Below are 15,209 nucleotides of genomic sequence, written 5' to 3' on the forward strand. Positions count from 1 at the left end.
GCACATGCCACGCAGCGTGCAGGTGACCATCGGGCCGGCCGGCCAGGACACCGCCCGGACCGTGGCGACGCACTGTCCGTACTGCGCGTTGCAGTGCGGCATGCACCTGCGCGCCGACCCCGACGGCACGGTCACGGTGGAACCCCGGCAGTTCCCCACGAACCAGGGTGGCCTCTGTCAGAAGGGCTGGACCGCCGCCGAGCTGCTCGACCACCCGCAGCGGCTGACCACGCCGCTGGTGCGCGACCGGCGCGACGCGCCGCTGCGCCCGGCCAGCTGGGACGAGGCGCTGGCGCGGATCGTCGACGGCGTCACCGGCATCCAGCGGGCGCACGGCCGCGACGCGGTCGCCGTCTTCGGCGGCGGCGGGCTGACCAACGAGAAGGCGTACGCGCTGGGCAAGTTCGCCCGGGTCGCGCTGCGCACCCGCAACATCGACTACAACGGCCGATTCTGCATGTCCTCGGCGGCCGCCGCCGGGATGCGGGCCTTCGGCGTCGACCGCGGCCTGCCGTTCCCGTTGGCCGACGTCGGCGCCGCCGACACGCTGCTGCTGGTCGGCGCGAACGTGGCCGAGACGATGCCGCCGTTCGCCCGCTACCTGACCGAGCTCAAACAGCGCGGCGGTACGTTGATCGTGGTCGACCCCCGGCGGACGGCCACCGCCCGGCTGGCCGACCTGCACCTGCAGCCCACCCCCGGTACCGACCTGGCGTTGGCCAACGCGCTGCTGCACGTCGTGCTCCGCGAAGGCTGGGTCGACCGGGACTACGTGGCGCAGCGGACCACCGGCTTCGACGCCGTCCGGGCCACCGTCGCCGGGTACTGGCCGGCCCGGGTGGAACGGTTGACCGGCGTACCGATCGCCGATCTGGAGGCGACGGCGCGGGCCCTGGCCGGCGGCGGCCGACCCGACACCGACGCCGCGCCGGCCAGGGTCGTCATCCTCACCGCGCGCGGGGCCGAACAGCATGCCAAGGGCGTGGACACGGTCAGCGCGTACGTCAACCTGGCGCTCGCCCTCGGGCTGCCCGGCCGACCCGGCTCCGGCTACGGCTGTCTGACCGGTCAGGGGAACGGCCAGGGCGGGCGGGAGCACGGTCAGAAGGCCGACCAGCTGCCCGGCTACCGGCGCATCGACGATCCGGCGGCCCGCGCGCACGTCGCCGGGGTGTGGGGCGTCGACCCGGCCGACCTGCCCGGCCCGGGAGTCTCCGCCTACGAACTACTGGACTCGCTCGGTACCGAGGCCGGGCCGAAGGCGCTGCTGGTGTTCGGCTCCAACCCGGTGGTCTCCGCGCCGCGCGCCGGCCGGGTCCAGCAGCGACTGGCCGATCTGGACCTGCTGGTGGTGGCCGATTTCGTGCTGTCGGAGACGGCGGCGATGGCCGACGTCGTGCTGCCCAGCGCCCAGTGGGCCGAGGAGGACGGCACGATGACCAACCTGGAGGGTCGGGTGCTGCGCCGGCACGCGGTCCGCCCGCCGCCGGCCGGTGCCCGCACCGACCTGGCCGTCCTCGCCGACCTGGCGCAGCGGTTGGGCTGCCCGGCCGGGCAGTTCCCGGCCGAGCCGGGCGAGGTCTTCACCGAGCTGCGCCGCGCCTCGGCCGGCGGGATCGCCGACTACGCCGGGGTCACCTGGGAGCGGATCGACGCCGCCGACGGCGTCTTCTGGCCGTGCCCCGACCCGGACCGGCCGGACACCCCACGGATGTTCACCGACCGTTTCCCCACGCCCGATGGGCGGGCCCGGTTCGTCGCGGTGGAGCACCGTGGCGCCGCCGAGGAGCCCTGCGCCGACTATCCGCTCTACCTGACCACGGGTCGGGTGCTGGCCCAGTACCAGTCCGGCGCGCAGACCCGGCGGATCGCGCCGCTGCGCGACGCCGCCCCGGCCGCCTTCGTCGAGCTGCACCCGGACCTGGCCGAGCAACTCGGCGTCACCGACGGCGACCCGGTACGGGTGACCAGCCGACGCGGCGAGATGCGCGCCCCGGCCCGGGTGACCACCTCGATCCGCCCGGACACCGTCTTCGCGCCGTTCCACTGGGGTGGCGTGGCCCGGATCAATTCGGTGACCAGCGACGCGCTGGACCCGACGTCCCGAATGCCCGAGTTCAAGATCTGCGCGGTCAGGGTGGAGCGAGCGTGAACCGTATCGTCATCGTCGGTCACGGCATGGCCGGGGCCCGGCTCGCCGCCGAGCTGCACGCCCGGCGCGGTGACCTCAAGATCACCGTGTTCGGGGCGGAACGGCACCGGGCGTACAACCGGATCATGCTGTCCAACCTGCTCGCCGGCCGCGCCGACGAGCTGGACGTGACGCTGACCGAGGCCGCCGGGCACGGCGTCGACGTCCGCGCCGGGCTGCCGGTCGTCGCGATCGAGCCGACCACCCGCACGGTACGCACGGCCGACGGCGTCGCCACCGAGTACGACCACCTGGTGCTGGCCACCGGCAGCCGGGCGGTCGTGCCCGCGCTGCCCGGCCTGACCGGCCAGACCGGCACAGCGGACCCGGCAGGCGCAGCGGACCCGGCAGGCGCAGCGGACCCGGCGGGCGCAGCGGACCCGGCCGACTCGGCTGCGGCGGCCGGTGCACTCGACCCGGCGGCACTACCGGAGCGGGTCGCGGTGTTCCGGACCCTCGACGACTGCCGACGGATCCTCGCCGCCGCCGCCGGTGCCCGCAGCGCGTTGGTCCTCGGCGGCGGACTGCTCGGCCTGGAGGCCGCCCGGGGGCTGGCCGCCCGTGGACTCGACGTCCGGGTGGTGCACAAGGTCGACCAGCTGATGGAGCGCCAACTCGACCCGACCGCCAGCGCGGTGCTCGCCCGTACCCTCACCCGGCTCGGCGTCGGCACCGAGCTGGCCGCCGCCGCCGAGTCGGTCGACGCGGGCGCCGACGGCGTCAGGCTGCGCCTGGGGGACGGTCGGGAGCTGAACGCGGACCTGCTGGTGCTCGCCTGCGGGGTCCGCCCGGACACCGACCTGGCCCGGCGGGCCGGGCTGCAGGTCGGGCGGGGCGTGGTGGTCGACGACCGGATGGCCACCAGCGACCCGCGCATCTGGGCCATCGGTGACTGCGCCGAACACGACGGTGTGGTCACCGGGCTGGTCGCCCCGGCCTGGGAGCAGGCCCGGGTGCTGGCCCGGGTGCTGGCCGGCGACGACCCGGGTGCCCGCTACCGGCCGCTGCCCACGGTGACCCGGCTCAAGGCCGCCGGCATCGACCTGGCTGCGATGGGCGACACCCACGGCGACACCGACGCCGGCACCGAGGAGCTCAGCTTCGCCGACCCGGCCCGCGGCACGTACGCCCGGCTGCGCATCCGCGACGACCGGCTGACCGGGGCGATCATGCTCGGCGACAACCCGGCCGTCGGCACCGTCATCCAACTGTTCGACCGGGGCGGTCCGGTGCCGGCCGACCGGCGGGCGCTGCTACTCGGCCGGGCGGTCGGCGGCACCGTCGCGGCACCGGCGACCAGTCCGGCGCTGATGCCGGACGCGGCGACCGTCTGCCAGTGCAACACCGTCAGCAAGGGCGCGCTGGTGCGCTGCTGGCGCGCCGGTGCCCGGTCGGTCGGCGAGGTCGTCGCCGCCACCCGGGCCACCACCGGCTGTGGCAGCTGCACCGACGCGGTCACCGGCATCGTCGACTGGCTCTCATCTGTGGATTCCGACGTGGAGGTACCGGTATGAACCGGTTGGTCGTCATCGGCAACGGCATGGTCGGGCAACGCCTGGTCGAAGCGGTCCGCTCCCGCGACACCGCCGGCGACTGGCAGGTGACGGTACTGGCCGAGGAGTCGCGGCCGGCGTACGACCGGGTCCGGTTGTCGGCGTTCTTCGACGGGGTCGCACCGGAGGAGCTGAGCGTGCACACCCCCGACGACGGGGTGGACCTGCGGCTGGCCGAGCCGGCCCGGCGCATCGACCGCCAGCGCCGGGTGGTCGTCACCGACCACGACGAGTACGGCTACGACGCGCTGGTGCTGGCCACCGGCTCGTACGCGTTCGTCCCGCCGATCGACGGCGCGCACCGGCCCGCCGACGGCGACGGCGCCAACGGCAGTGCCCCGGCCGGCGCCGCCCCGGCCGGCGGCGAGCTGCGCGACGGCGTGTTCGTCTACCGCACGATCGACGACCTGGAGGCGATCCGGTCCTTCGCCACCGATCCGCAGGCCACCCGTCGGGTCGGTACGGTGATCGGCGGTGGGCTGCTCGGTCTGGAGGCGGCCAACGCGCTGCGGCTGCTCGGCCTGCGTACCCATGTGGTGGAGTTCGCCCCCCGGCTGATGCCGGTCCAGATCGACGAGGCCGGCGGGGCGATGTTGCGCCGCTACGTCGAGGACCTCGGCGTCGAGGTACACCTGGGGACCGCGACGTCGGCGATCCGCACCAGACCGGACGGTACGCCGCACGGTGTCACCCTCACCGACGGCACCGAACTGGAGTCCGACCTGGTGGTGGTGGCCGCCGGCATCCGCCCCCGCGACGACCTGGCCCGCACCGCCGGGCTGGCCGTCGGCGAACGCGGCGGGGTGACCGTCGACGCCACCTGCCGGACCAGCGACCCGCACATCTGGGCGGTCGGCGAGTGCGCCGCGATCAGCGTCGACGGTGAACCGGGCCGCTGCTACGGGCTGGTCGCCCCGGGCTACGCCATGGCCGAGGTGGTCGCCGACCGGCTGCTCGGCGGCACCGCCGCCTTCCCCGGCGCGGACACCTCCACCAAGCTCAAGCTGCTCGGCGTCGACGTCGCCTCGTTCGGCGACGCGCACGGCACCACCGCCGACTGCCTGGACGTCACCTTCACCGACCCGGCGACCCGGGTCTACGCCAAACTGGTCCTCTCCGACGACGCGCGGACCCTGCTCGGCGGGGTGCTGGTCGGCGACGCCACCGCGTACCCGACGCTGCGGGCCAGCGTCGGCGGCCCACTGCCCGGCCCGCCGCTGGCGCTGCTCGCCCCGGCCGGTTCCGACGGGGCCGGCGGGGCCGGCATCGACGCGCTGCCCGGCAGCGCCCAGGTCTGCTCCTGCAACGCGGTCACCAAGGACCAGATTCTCGGCGCGATCGGCGAGGGCTGCACCGACGTCGCCGCGATCAAGGCGTGCACCCGGGCCGGCACCAGCTGCGGGTCCTGCGTACCGATGCTCAAGCAGCTGCTCTCCGTCGCCGGGGTGACCCAGTCGACCGCCCTCTGCGAGCACTTCGACCACAGCCGCCAGGAGCTGTTCGACATCGTCCGGGTCCGCGGTGTCCGGACCTTCTCCCAGCTGGTCGCCGAGCACGGCCGGGGCCGGGGCTGCGACATCTGCAAGCCGGTGGTCGCCTCGATCCTCGCCTCGCTGGGCAACGGCTACGTCCTCGACGGCGAGCAGGCCGCCCTGCAGGACACCAACGACCATTTCCTGGCCAACATCCAGCGCGACGGCACCTACTCGGTGGTCCCCCGGATCCCCGGCGGGGAGATCACCCCGGAGAAGCTGATCGTCATCGGCGAGGTGGCCCGGGACTTCAACCTCTACACGAAGATCACCGGTGGGCAGCGGATCGACCTGTTCGGGGCCCGGGTGGAGCAGCTGCCGAAGATCTGGCGGCGACTGGTCGACGCCGGCTTCGAGTCCGGTCACGCCTACGGCAAGGCGCTGCGGACGGTTAAGTCCTGCGTCGGATCGACCTGGTGCCGCTACGGCGTGCAGGACTCGGTCGGCCTGGCCGTCGCGCTGGAACTGCGCTACCGGGGGCTGCGCGCCCCGCACAAGATCAAGTCTGCGGTCTCCGGCTGCGCCCGCGAATGCGCCGAGGCCCGCAGCAAGGACTTCGGCATCATCGCCACCGACGTCGGCTGGAACCTCTACGTCGGCGGCAACGGCGGCTTCCGGCCCCGGCACGCCGACCTGTTCGCCAGCGACCTGTCCACCGAGGAGCTCGTCCGCACCATCGACCGGTTCCTGATGTTCTACATCCGCACCGCCGACCGACTGCAACGCACCGCCGCCTGGATCGAGGCGATGGACGGCGGCCTGGACCACCTGCGGGCGGTGATCGTCGACGACTCGCTCGGGCTCGCCGCCGAGCTGGACGCGGCGATGGCCCGCCACGTCGAGTCGTACTCCGACGAATGGCGGGACACGATCGACGACCCGGAGCGGCTACGCCGCTTCGCCTCCTTCGTCAACGCACCCGACACCCCGGACCCGTCGATCACCTTCGAGGTCGAACGGGGCCAGCCGGTGCCGGCCCTGGGCGAGCGCCGGCCCGTGGCGCTCGGCCTCCCGACAACCCTGGAGGTACGCCGATGAGTGTGCAGACGATCAACATCACCGACCAGTGGACACCGGTCTGCCCGTACCCTCGGGTGGAGCCGGAGCGGGGCGTGGCCGCGCTGGTCGACGGCGAGCAGGTGGCGATCTTCCGGACCTACGACGGGGCGTTGTACGCGATCGGCAACCAGGATCCGGTGACCCGCGCCAACGTCATGTCCCGCGGCATCGTCGGCACCCGGGGCGACATCCCCACGGTGGCCTCGCCGCTGCACAAGCAGGTCTACGACCTGCGTACCGGCGAATGCCTGGACCTGCCGGGCGTCGCCGTGCCGACCTACCGGGTACGTTGCCGCGACGGGCTGATCGAGGTGCTCGGTCGGCGGCAGGACCAGTGATGTCCGACGAGCTGTCCGGATTCACCATCGGGGTCACCGCCGACCGGCGACGCGACGAACTCGCCGCGCTGCTGGAGCGACGTGGTGCCCGGGTGGTGCTCGCCCCGGCGCTGCGGATCGTGCCGCTGGCCGACGACACCGAGCTGCGCGCCGCGACCCGGGCCTGTCTGGACGATCCGCCGGACGTGCTGGTCGCCAACACCGGGATCGGCATGCGCGGCTGGCTGGAGGCGGCGGAAGGCTGGGGCCTGGCCGAACCACTGCGGGCGGTGCTCGGCGGCGCGTACATCGTCGCCCGGGGCCCGAAGGCCCGGGGTGCGATCCGCGCCGCCGGCCTGCACGACCAGTGGTCACCGGCCTCGGAGAGCTGCGAAGAGGTCATCGACCACCTGCGGGCCCGGGGCGTGGCCGGGCAGATCGTCGCGATGCAGTTGCACGGCGACCGGCAGCCGGAATGCTCCTCGGCGTTGGAGGCCGCCGGCGCCACGGTGATCGAGGTGCCGGTGTACCGCTGGGCGCCGCCGACCGATCCGGCGCCGCTGCACCGGCTGGTGGACCTGGTCACCGGCCGGCTCGTCGACGCCGTCACCTTCACCTCGGCACCGGCGGTCGGGGCGCTGTTGCGGGCCGCCGGCAGCAACGGGGAGGCGGTACTGGAGGCGATGCGTACCGACGTGCTCGCCGCCTGCGTCGGGCCGGTGACCGCCGCGCCGCTGCGCCGCCACGGCGTACCGGTGATCGCCCCCAGCCGGGCCCGGCTCGGCGCCCTGGTCCGCACCATCGTCGACGAACTACCCCGGCGGGCGGTCAACCTGAAGGTCGGCGGCCATCTGCTGACCCTGCGCGGGCACGCCGCGGTGATCGACGGCGAGCTGCGGCCGTTGGCACCCGCGCCGATGGCCGTCCTGCGGGCACTGGCGCAGACCCCGGGCCGGGTGCTGTCCCGGGCGGCGCTGCTGCGGACCCTGCCACGCGGTGCCGACGAGCACGCCGTGGAGATGGCCGTGGCCCGGCTGCGGGCCGGTCTGGGTGCCCCCGGCGTGATCCAGACGGTCGTGAAGCGGGGCTACCGACTACCCGTCGACTGACCGACCAGTTGGGCGAACGTCGCGGCGGCGCCCTGAGCTGAGCTACCGGCCAGCTACCGGGCGAGTGGCTGCTGGCGGTCGGACGGCGACCGGCGGTCTGGTCCGGCCGCCGGTCGCCGTCACTGGTCAGCCGACCGGGGTCGGGAACCCCCGGCCGTGCTCGGCCCGCAGCGTCGCCATCGCGTGCTCGACGACGTTGACCAGCACGTGCTTGGTCGAATCCCGGCTACGCGCGTCGCACATCACCAGCGGTACGTGCGGGGCGATCGCCAGCGCCTCCCGGATCTCCTCCGGCTCGTACCGGGGTGCGCCGTCGAAACAGTTGAGCGCGACGAGGTACGGCAGTTGCCGGTTCTCGAAGTAGTCGAGCGGGGCGAACGCATCGGTGATCCGACGGGTGTCGACCAGCACGGCGGCACCGACGGCGCCCCGGATGATCTCGTCCCACATGAACCAGAACCGGGTCTGTCCGGGGGTGCCGAACAGATAGAGAATGAGGTCGTCGGCCATCGTGATCCGGCCGAAGTCCATCGCCACCGTGGTGGTCTCCTTGCCGGGCACCTTCGACGGGTCGTCGATGCCGACGCCGGCCGAGGTCATCAACGCCTCGGTGGTCAACGGTGTGATCTCGGAGACCGCGCCGACCATGGTGGTCTTTCCCACCCCGAAACCGCCCGCGATGACGATCTTCGCGGAGGTGATCTCCTTTTTCTGGCCTACGCCAGGGCGGTCATAGCCTGCGAAGTCCACTTAGCACCCTTTCCAGAAGTTCCATCCGCTCCTCGTAGGCCTCTACCGGAGCGGCGCTGTGCAACGCCAGCAGGCCGTCGGCGACCATGTCGGCGACGAGGACCCGCGCGACGCCCAGCGGGAGCCGGGTGTACGCGGCGATCTCCGCCAGTGATTGCGCACGGTTGTCGCAGATGGTGGCGATCCGATGCTTGTCGTGCCCGGCGAACCGCGACTCGGTGACCGCTGCCGCGCTGGCCACCAGGACCGCCTCCAGCGCGATGTGTTGACGCGGCTCGGTGCGGCCCCGGGTGACCGCGTAGGGCCGGACCAGCGCCCCGCGCGGGTCCTGATGCGGCTGCCCCATCCGACGGTCACCTCCTTCTGGGTCTGTTGGCACGTCACCGGTGACGGTCCCCTGTCGCTACGGAACTTCGACGGCTCAGGGCCGGCCCACGGCCTCGCGCGGCAACGGGACCAGGGCGGCACCGACACGCTCGACGAGCAGCGCCATCTCGTAGCCGACCTGACCCACGTCGCAGCTGCGTGCGGCGAGCACCGCCATCGACGAGCCGTCACTGATGGACATGAGGAACAGGTATCCACTGTCCATCTCGATCACAGTCTGCAGCACGCCGCCGGCGCTGAACATCCTGGAGGCCCCGTCGGTCAGACTGACCACACCGGACGTGATCGCGGCGAGCTGATCCGCACGGTCAGCAGGCAGGTCCCGGGAGGAAGCGAGCAGCAGTCCGTCTGCCGAGACAGCCACCACGTGGGCGATGCCCGCCACGCTGTCGGCAAAGTTGCTGAGCAGCCAACCCATGTCCTGAATAGCTGCTGGCCTGTTCATTCGCTGTTCTCCTTGGTTGAAGTGGCGCGGTACTGCTCGCTGCCGGCGGTCCGACCGCGCTGCACCCCGCGGTGGTAGGCCGACAGCAGGCCGCGGACCTCGTCCGGGGTACGCCGGGTCGGTCCCCGGCTCGCCGCCGGCTCCACGCCGCCCGGCACGAGCTGCGCCTGGGGTTGACGCTTGGGCAGGCCCGATCGGGTGATGCCGGCTACCGCCGGCTCAGCTGCCTGGCTGGCCCGGGCCCACCCCTCGTCGGCAGCGGTCCGCCAGGCGCCGGAGTCGCCGGCCCGTTGCCGTGGGGTGGCACCCGTCGCCGCGCCACCGCTGGCGCCCGCAGTGGACGGTGCGTGGGTGGGTGGCGCGGTCGTTGACTGGGGTGCGGCGTTCGGCTGCACCGGAGCAGAGTACGCCGCTGGGGCCGGGGCGGACTGCCCCGGGTTGCGCGCCGGCAACGGTGGCCTGGTAGAGGTCGTCGTCGGGTACGCGGCGGTCGGCGCGGTGGCGCCTGTGGACAGCGTGGCGCCGGCCGACGGCGTGGCGGCGTCGGGCGCGTGGCCGGCGGTCGGCATCTGGAACACCTTGGTGTCGGCCTGACCCTGGGCGCGGAACCAGACCGCCTCCATCTCCCGGAAGATCGGCATCTCGGTCGCGTCCTCCGGCCGCGCCGCGCCCTGCCCACCGACGCCCTGCCCGCCGGCGGCCGGACCCTGCGGCAGTTGGCCGGCGGTGCGAACCACCGGTGCCAGCGGGTGCGCGGTGGCCGGGATCAGTGGCTGGTCGCCGGGACCGCCGGATCCCCGCAGCCCGGAGGCGCGCAGCGTCGGGTACGCCACCGTCGGCGGGCTGAGGTTGGCGGCCGGCTCGGCCGTCGTGGCGTAACCCGCCAGCGGGGCCGCCGGGTTGAACGACGGCGGGGACGGGCCGGCCGGCGGCGCGGGTGCCGGCACGGCGGTCGCCGGTGCCGCGGCGGCCGGTGCGGGCACCGGTGCTGGGGGCACCGGGCCGGCAGCGGGTGCGCCACGACCGGGGGTCACGGCCGGGAAGGCCGCGGTGGGGGCACCGGCCACCGCGTTCCACTGCGACGACCGGGCGTTGTGCCACTGGTCGGTCAGGGTCGCCGTACGGGCCGGGGCGGCGGACACCGGCGGTCCGGAGATCGGCGGTCCGGAGATCGGCGGTCCGGAGACGGGCGCCCAGGTGCCGCCCGAGGTGGGTGCGGCGGAGATCGGCTCGGCCGCCAGCCCCGGCCGGCCCCGACCGGCCACCGGTTCGCGGGTGCGCTGCGGCAGCACCAGGATGCTGCTGGGCAGGGTCACCTGCGCCAGGGTGCCGCCATCGACGTTGGGGCGCAGCTCGACGCGGATGCCGTACCGGCCGGCGAGCCGGCTGACCACGGCCAGACCCATCAGCCGGAACGCGGACACGTCCATCGTCGACGGCTCGGCGAGCCGCCGGTTCAGGTTGTCCAGCTGTTCCTCGGACAGCCCCAGGCCCCGGTCCTCCACCTGGATCAGCACGTAGTCGCGCAGCCGGCGGGCGTCGGCGACGACGGTCGTGGTCGGCGGGGAGAACCGGGTCGCGTTGTCGAGCAGCTCGGCGACGAGTCGGACCACGTCGTTGACGGCGGTCGCGGCGATCAGGATGTCGGTGTCGATGGTGCCGAACTCGATGCGGTTGTAGGCCTCGACCTCGGACTGCGCGGCCCGCATGGCGTCGACCAGCAGCGCGTCCTCGCGGCGCGGCGCGGTCGAGTCGGCCCCGGCGAGCACCAGCAGGTTCTCGTCGTTGCGGCGCATCCGGGTGGCCAGGTGGTCCAGCTGGAACAGCTGGGCCAGCCGCTTCGGGTCCTCCTCGTTGCGCTCGATGGTGTCGAGCTCGCCGATCATCCGGTCGACCAGGGTCTGACTGCGTCGGGCCAGGGAGAGGAACATCGCCGAGACGCTGGCCCGCAGTGCCGCCTGCTCGGCGGCGATCCGGACCGCTTCCCGGTGGACCACGTTGAACGCCCGGCCGACCTCGCCGACCTCGTCACGGTTGGGCAGCCGGATCGGATCCCGCAGGCTGCGGACGATCTCCTCCGGCCCTCGGTCGTTCAGGTCGTTGACGTCCCGCAGCTTGGCGACCGCCTCCGGCAGGTCCCGGTCGGCCACCGACAGGGCCCCGTCGCGCAGCCGGCGCAGCGAGTCGTTGAGCGACCGGGCGAGCACCACGGCCAGGGCGATCGCCAGCACCAGGGCGATCAGCACCAGGATCGACTCGATGATGGCCTGCCGGGTGACATTGGTGCTGACCTCGGTGGCTCGCTGCAGCAGCCGGGCCTCGAGCTGGATCTCGGCCCACCGCATCAGGTCGTTGACTGCGCCGACGGTCCGCGCCGCCTGGGTCGCGCCGATGCGGGACTGCTGGCCCACCGAGCGGGTGATCTCGGTGGCCACCCGGTCGGCCAGGAACACGGCGTCACCGGTGACGCTGTTGTCGACCAGGGCCTGTTCCCAGGGTGACGCAGCCAGCGAGAAGGACAGCAGCGCCTCCTGCTGGCCGGTCAGGGTGGCCAGGTAGGACGAGAACTGCTCCTCCTCCAGCCGGCCTCCGGACAGCGCGGCGAAGACGATCGCCTCCTCCTCGGCGGTCGCCGCCTTGGCGCGGGCGAAGGCGGCCACCGCGCGCAGGCTGTCCGGCACCTCGCCGTCACCGGAGACCTGGCCCAGCACCTCACCGTAGGAGATCAGGTCGGACAGGATGACGCCGTAGCGCAGCACGGCCTCCTGGACCGGCATCTCGCCCCGGCTGAGCACCTCCTGGCGGGTGGCGTTCAGGGTGTCGAGGTGATCGTCGATCGCGACCAGTTGCCGGTCGACGGCGTCCGGTACGTCGCCGGCCCGGTCGCGCTCGACGGTGTACGCGACGACCCGCTCGTCGGTGCGTCGCACCTGGACGTTGTACGCCTCGGGGTCGGCGCCGTCACCGGCGAGGAAGGCCAGCGCGACCATCCGCTCCTTGTGGACCTCCTGGGCGAGCGCCGACACGTCCACCGAGATCTCGGCCATCGAGCGCACCATCCGGGCGTCGAGCGCGCCCTGACCGACGTCGACCAGCCGTACGGTGGCCAGAGCGGCGACCGCGGCCAGCGGCACCACCAGGATGAGGGCCAGTTTGGACCTGATCCGGGCGTCTCGCAGCCGCGGCACCCATCGCAACGGCGCACGCCGCTTCCGCGGGCCGTTGTCGGGCAGGGTCGTCGGTCCAGTCCTCACGACATCGCCTCCGTCGCTATCTCCACACGCGGACTGCCGACCGGTGCCTGATGCAGCGGTGAGCGCCGCATGCGGCACGGCCGCGATTTCATCAGAAGTGGACCCTGTTGGGAAGCCTCAGCTAGGCAGGAATCAGTCGCACGGCACCGATTCATCCCTGAGTTACCGGACAGTATGAGCGCCACACCGCTCTGATCAGGGCGGATGGAACTTCCACCGACAGTTGCATCGGCAGTGTCACTGTTCGCGACCACTTCTCGCCGCCAACATGTGAGACACACTTCCCGGAACCGGATGACCGGCGCGCTTGACCAGAACGCCGCCCATTGGCAAGGTTTCCACGTTTGCAGGCTCCGCGCACACCGTACGGCATGCCGTCGGCGCGACTTCTATTGAGGACGCGACAACACGTACCGCCGCCGGCCGGACCGGTTGCGCATCCGCCGCGTACCTGGAGGACTGACTTGAGGCCCATCCGTTCCGCCGTCGCGACGGCGCTCGCATCCACATTGCTGGCCTCTTCGCTCGCGGGATGCCAGTTCGGTAGTGATTCGACAGCCGAGGGCGAGATCGTCATCGCCGCCGATCTTGAGCTGTCCGGTGCCGCTGCGGCGGTCGGCAAGGGCTACCAGCGCGCTCTCGAACTCAGGGTCGAACAGATCAACGAGTCAGGGCTGCTGGGTGGTCGCACCATCCGGCTCGACGTGCGGGACAACCGTTCTGATCCCAGTGAATCGTTGCGCAACATCGGCGATTTCACCAGCAACTCCCAGGTCACCGCAATCATCATGGGCAGCTGCAGTGACTGCGCCGTCGGCGCGGCCCGGACACTCAACGACAAGCGGGTGCCGACGATCTCGCTGGCGCCGGCGACCGCCGTGGCCACTCCGGTCGCCGAGCGGCGGTACGTGTTCAAGCTGGGGCCCAACGCGGCCGACAGCGCCGCCACCATCGCCAACGAACTCCGCCGCCGTGGCATCCGGCAGGCCAGCCTGCTGCACACCGACGACGAGTACGGCAAGGACGGCCTGCGGGTGATGTCCGCCGAGCTGGACAAGCTCGACATCGACCTGGTCGCCAGCAAGCAGGTCCGCACCACCGACACCGATGTCAGCCAGGCGGTTTCGGCGTTGGCGGAGCCGGAGGACGACGACGAGAATCCGGGCGCACTGCTGGTCTGGACGTCGGCCGAGCAGGCCGTCCTGGCCGCCGACAGCGCGGCGCAGGTCGACTACCCCGGGCCGGTCTTCTTCGACGCCGCCGCCGCCGGGGACCTGTTCCTGACCGGTGGCTCCGCCAACGGAGCCGAGGGCGTCAACCTGGTCTTCACCCAGACCATGGTGATCGACGACGTGATCGCCAACACCCCGGCGAAGGCCGCCCGTAAGCAGTGGTTCCGCGACTACACCGCCCGGTTCGGCAGCTACTACGGCTTCTCGTCGTTCGCCGCCGACGCCGTGCAGCTGATCGCCGAGGCGGTGGCCCTGTCCAGCGGCGAGACGGTCGACCGCGAGGCCGTCCGGGAGGTGCTGGAGACGACCCAGCTCGACGGGCTCTCCGGGCCGATCCGGATGACGCCGGACAACCACTCGGGGCTGATGCCGCAGGCGCTGACGATGCTGGTGTTCCGGGGTGGCCGCTGGCGGCTGGCCAGCTGACCGACCCGTCGGTCGACTCGACCCCACGCGCGGACGGGTCGGTCCCACCGTTGCCGGTGGGACCGACCCGTCCGCGCTGCGGTGCCGGTCAGCGGGCCGAGGTGGTCTCCCGGACCCAGGGCAGCAGCTGCCGTTCGACCAGTACGACGCTGAAGTAGAGCACGATGCTCATCAACGCGACCAGGATGATCGCGGCCCCAGCGGCGGCGGTCTCCCCCATCCCGCCGGTCTGCACGATGAAGTAACCCAGGCCCTCCTCACCGGCGTAGAACTCACCGATGATCGCGCCGATCGCGGCCAGCGGCATCGCGACCTTCAATCCGACGAAGATCTGCGGCAGCGCGGCCGGCAACCGCACCTTGCGGAACGTCTGCCAGCGGGAGGCGTCCAACGACCGGGCCAGTTCGGCGAGGTCGGCGGGGGTGGAGGTCAGCCCGGTCGCGGTGCCCAGCACGATCGGGAAGAAGCAGAGCAGGAAGACCATCGTCAGGATCGGCTGCTGACCCCACCCGAGGGTGGCGACGAGCAGCGGCGCGAGCGCGATCTTCGGTACGGCGTTGAGCGCCACCAGCAACGGGGAGAACATCCGCTCGACCGTCTGGGAGATGGCCAGCGCCAGCCCGATCAGCACCCCGACGACAGTGGATAGAGCGAAGCCGGTGACGGTCTCGAGGGTGGTCGTCAGGGTGTGCTCCAGCAGTCGCTGGGCACGCGGGGTGAAGGCACCCCACACGTCCTGCGGGGGTGGTAGCACCGCCGGGTGGACCAGTTGGAGCACGCTGGTGGCCAGCCACCAGGCGAGCCCCGTCACCAGCAGGCCGGCCAGTGGCAGCAGCACGGCGGCGGCCCGGCCACCGCCGGGCCGCCCCGGCGGCGCGGCCACGGGCACGGCCCGTACCGGTCGGGCCGCAGGTTTGAGTACGGTCATCGACACTCCTCGGGCTCGGACTCGGG

General features: G+C 72.8%; 11 protein-coding genes. 6 read left to right on the top strand and 5 right to left on the bottom strand.

Translation table 11 applies throughout. The features are described 5' to 3' along the window. Nucleotides 1–4: 4 nt before the first annotated feature. Genes O7623_RS16820 through O7623_RS16840 form a run of 5 tightly spaced genes read left to right on the top strand, consistent with a single transcriptional unit; the run spans nucleotide 5 to nucleotide 7,761 of the window. Nucleotides 5–2,152, top strand: coding sequence for a molybdopterin oxidoreductase family protein (locus O7623_RS16820; RefSeq protein WP_282223993.1), 2,148 nt, complete (start codon nucleotides 5–7; stop codon nucleotides 2,150–2,152). Next, nucleotides 2,149–3,705 (top strand): FAD-dependent oxidoreductase, encoded by a 1,557-nt coding sequence (locus O7623_RS16825; protein WP_282223994.1) that lies wholly within the window; start codon nucleotides 2,149–2,151, stop codon nucleotides 3,703–3,705. The genes O7623_RS16820 and O7623_RS16825 overlap by 4 nt, the downstream gene beginning before the upstream one ends. Continuing rightward, on the top strand, nucleotides 3,702–6,314 hold the full coding sequence (gene nirB, locus O7623_RS16830; protein WP_282223995.1) for a nitrite reductase large subunit NirB: 2,613 nt from the start codon (nucleotides 3,702–3,704) through the stop codon (nucleotides 6,312–6,314). The genes O7623_RS16825 and nirB overlap by 4 nt, the downstream gene beginning before the upstream one ends. A gap of 2 nt (nucleotides 6,315–6,316) precedes the next feature. Further along, nucleotides 6,317–6,673, top strand: coding sequence for a nitrite reductase small subunit NirD (gene nirD, locus O7623_RS16835; protein WP_282229443.1), 357 nt, complete (start codon nucleotides 6,317–6,319; stop codon nucleotides 6,671–6,673). After that, nucleotides 6,673–7,761: a uroporphyrinogen-III synthase gene (locus O7623_RS16840; RefSeq protein ID WP_282223996.1), complete on the top strand. Its 1,089-nt coding sequence runs from the start codon at nucleotides 6,673–6,675 to the stop codon at nucleotides 7,759–7,761. The genes nirD and O7623_RS16840 overlap by 1 nt, the downstream gene beginning before the upstream one ends. A 126-nt stretch (nucleotides 7,762–7,887) precedes the next feature. On the opposite strand, the gene O7623_RS16845 is transcribed toward O7623_RS16840, so the two are convergent. The 4 genes from O7623_RS16845 to O7623_RS16860 all read right to left on the bottom strand — a co-directional run bounded on the left by O7623_RS16845 (nucleotide 7,888) and on the right by O7623_RS16860 (nucleotide 12,597). Next, nucleotides 7,888–8,511, bottom strand: coding sequence for an ATP/GTP-binding protein (locus O7623_RS16845; protein ID WP_282223997.1), 624 nt, complete (start codon nucleotides 8,509–8,511; stop codon nucleotides 7,888–7,890). Further along, complete coding sequence (locus O7623_RS16850) at nucleotides 8,492–8,857, bottom strand: DUF742 domain-containing protein (protein ID WP_282223998.1); 366 nt, start codon at nucleotides 8,855–8,857, stop codon at nucleotides 8,492–8,494. The genes O7623_RS16845 and O7623_RS16850 overlap by 20 nt, the downstream gene beginning before the upstream one ends. A 75-nt stretch (nucleotides 8,858–8,932) precedes the next feature. Next, the gene (locus O7623_RS16855) at nucleotides 8,933–9,343 is read right to left on the bottom strand and encodes a roadblock/LC7 domain-containing protein (protein ID WP_282223999.1); all 411 of its coding nucleotides are present in this window, start codon (nucleotides 9,341–9,343) and stop codon (nucleotides 8,933–8,935) included. After that, nucleotides 9,340–12,597, bottom strand: a complete 3,258-nt coding sequence (locus O7623_RS16860) for a nitrate- and nitrite sensing domain-containing protein (RefSeq protein ID WP_282224000.1) — start codon at nucleotides 12,595–12,597, stop codon at nucleotides 9,340–9,342. Before O7623_RS16860 ends, O7623_RS16855 begins: the two co-directional genes overlap by 4 nt. A 464-nt stretch (nucleotides 12,598–13,061) precedes the next feature. Between O7623_RS16860 and O7623_RS16865 the strand changes: the two genes are divergently transcribed. Then, complete coding sequence (locus O7623_RS16865; RefSeq protein WP_282224001.1) at nucleotides 13,062–14,255, top strand: ABC transporter substrate-binding protein; 1,194 nt, start codon at nucleotides 13,062–13,064, stop codon at nucleotides 14,253–14,255. A gap of 88 nt (nucleotides 14,256–14,343) precedes the next feature. Here O7623_RS16865 and O7623_RS16870 read toward each other — a convergent pair whose 3' ends face one another. Continuing rightward, nucleotides 14,344–15,183: an ABC transporter permease gene (locus tag O7623_RS16870; protein ID WP_282224002.1), complete on the bottom strand. Its 840-nt coding sequence runs from the start codon at nucleotides 15,181–15,183 to the stop codon at nucleotides 14,344–14,346. Nucleotides 15,184–15,209 lie beyond the last annotated feature (26 nt).

Source organism: Solwaraspora sp. WMMD791 (assembly GCF_029581195.1).
In the GTDB taxonomy this organism is placed as follows: Bacteria; Actinomycetota; Actinomycetes; order Mycobacteriales; family Micromonosporaceae; genus Micromonospora_E.

What these genes read in the sequence shown, in the direction of transcription:
- O7623_RS16870 (WP_282224002.1), bottom strand. Translation starts at nt 15,183, where the DNA reads ATGACCGTACTCAAACCTGCGGCCCGACCGGTACGGGCCGTGCCCGTG.
- O7623_RS16820 (WP_282223993.1), top strand. Translation starts at nt 5, where the DNA reads ATGCCACGCAGCGTGCAGGTGACCATCGGGCCGGCCGGCCAGGACACC.
- nirB (WP_282223995.1), top strand. Translation starts at nt 3,702, where the DNA reads ATGAACCGGTTGGTCGTCATCGGCAACGGCATGGTCGGGCAACGCCTG.
- O7623_RS16840 (WP_282223996.1), top strand. Translation starts at nt 6,673, where the DNA reads ATGTCCGACGAGCTGTCCGGATTCACCATCGGGGTCACCGCCGACCGG.
- O7623_RS16855 (WP_282223999.1), bottom strand. Translation starts at nt 9,343, where the DNA reads ATGAACAGGCCAGCAGCTATTCAGGACATGGGTTGGCTGCTCAGCAAC.
- O7623_RS16850 (WP_282223998.1), bottom strand. Translation starts at nt 8,857, where the DNA reads ATGGGGCAGCCGCATCAGGACCCGCGCGGGGCGCTGGTCCGGCCCTAC.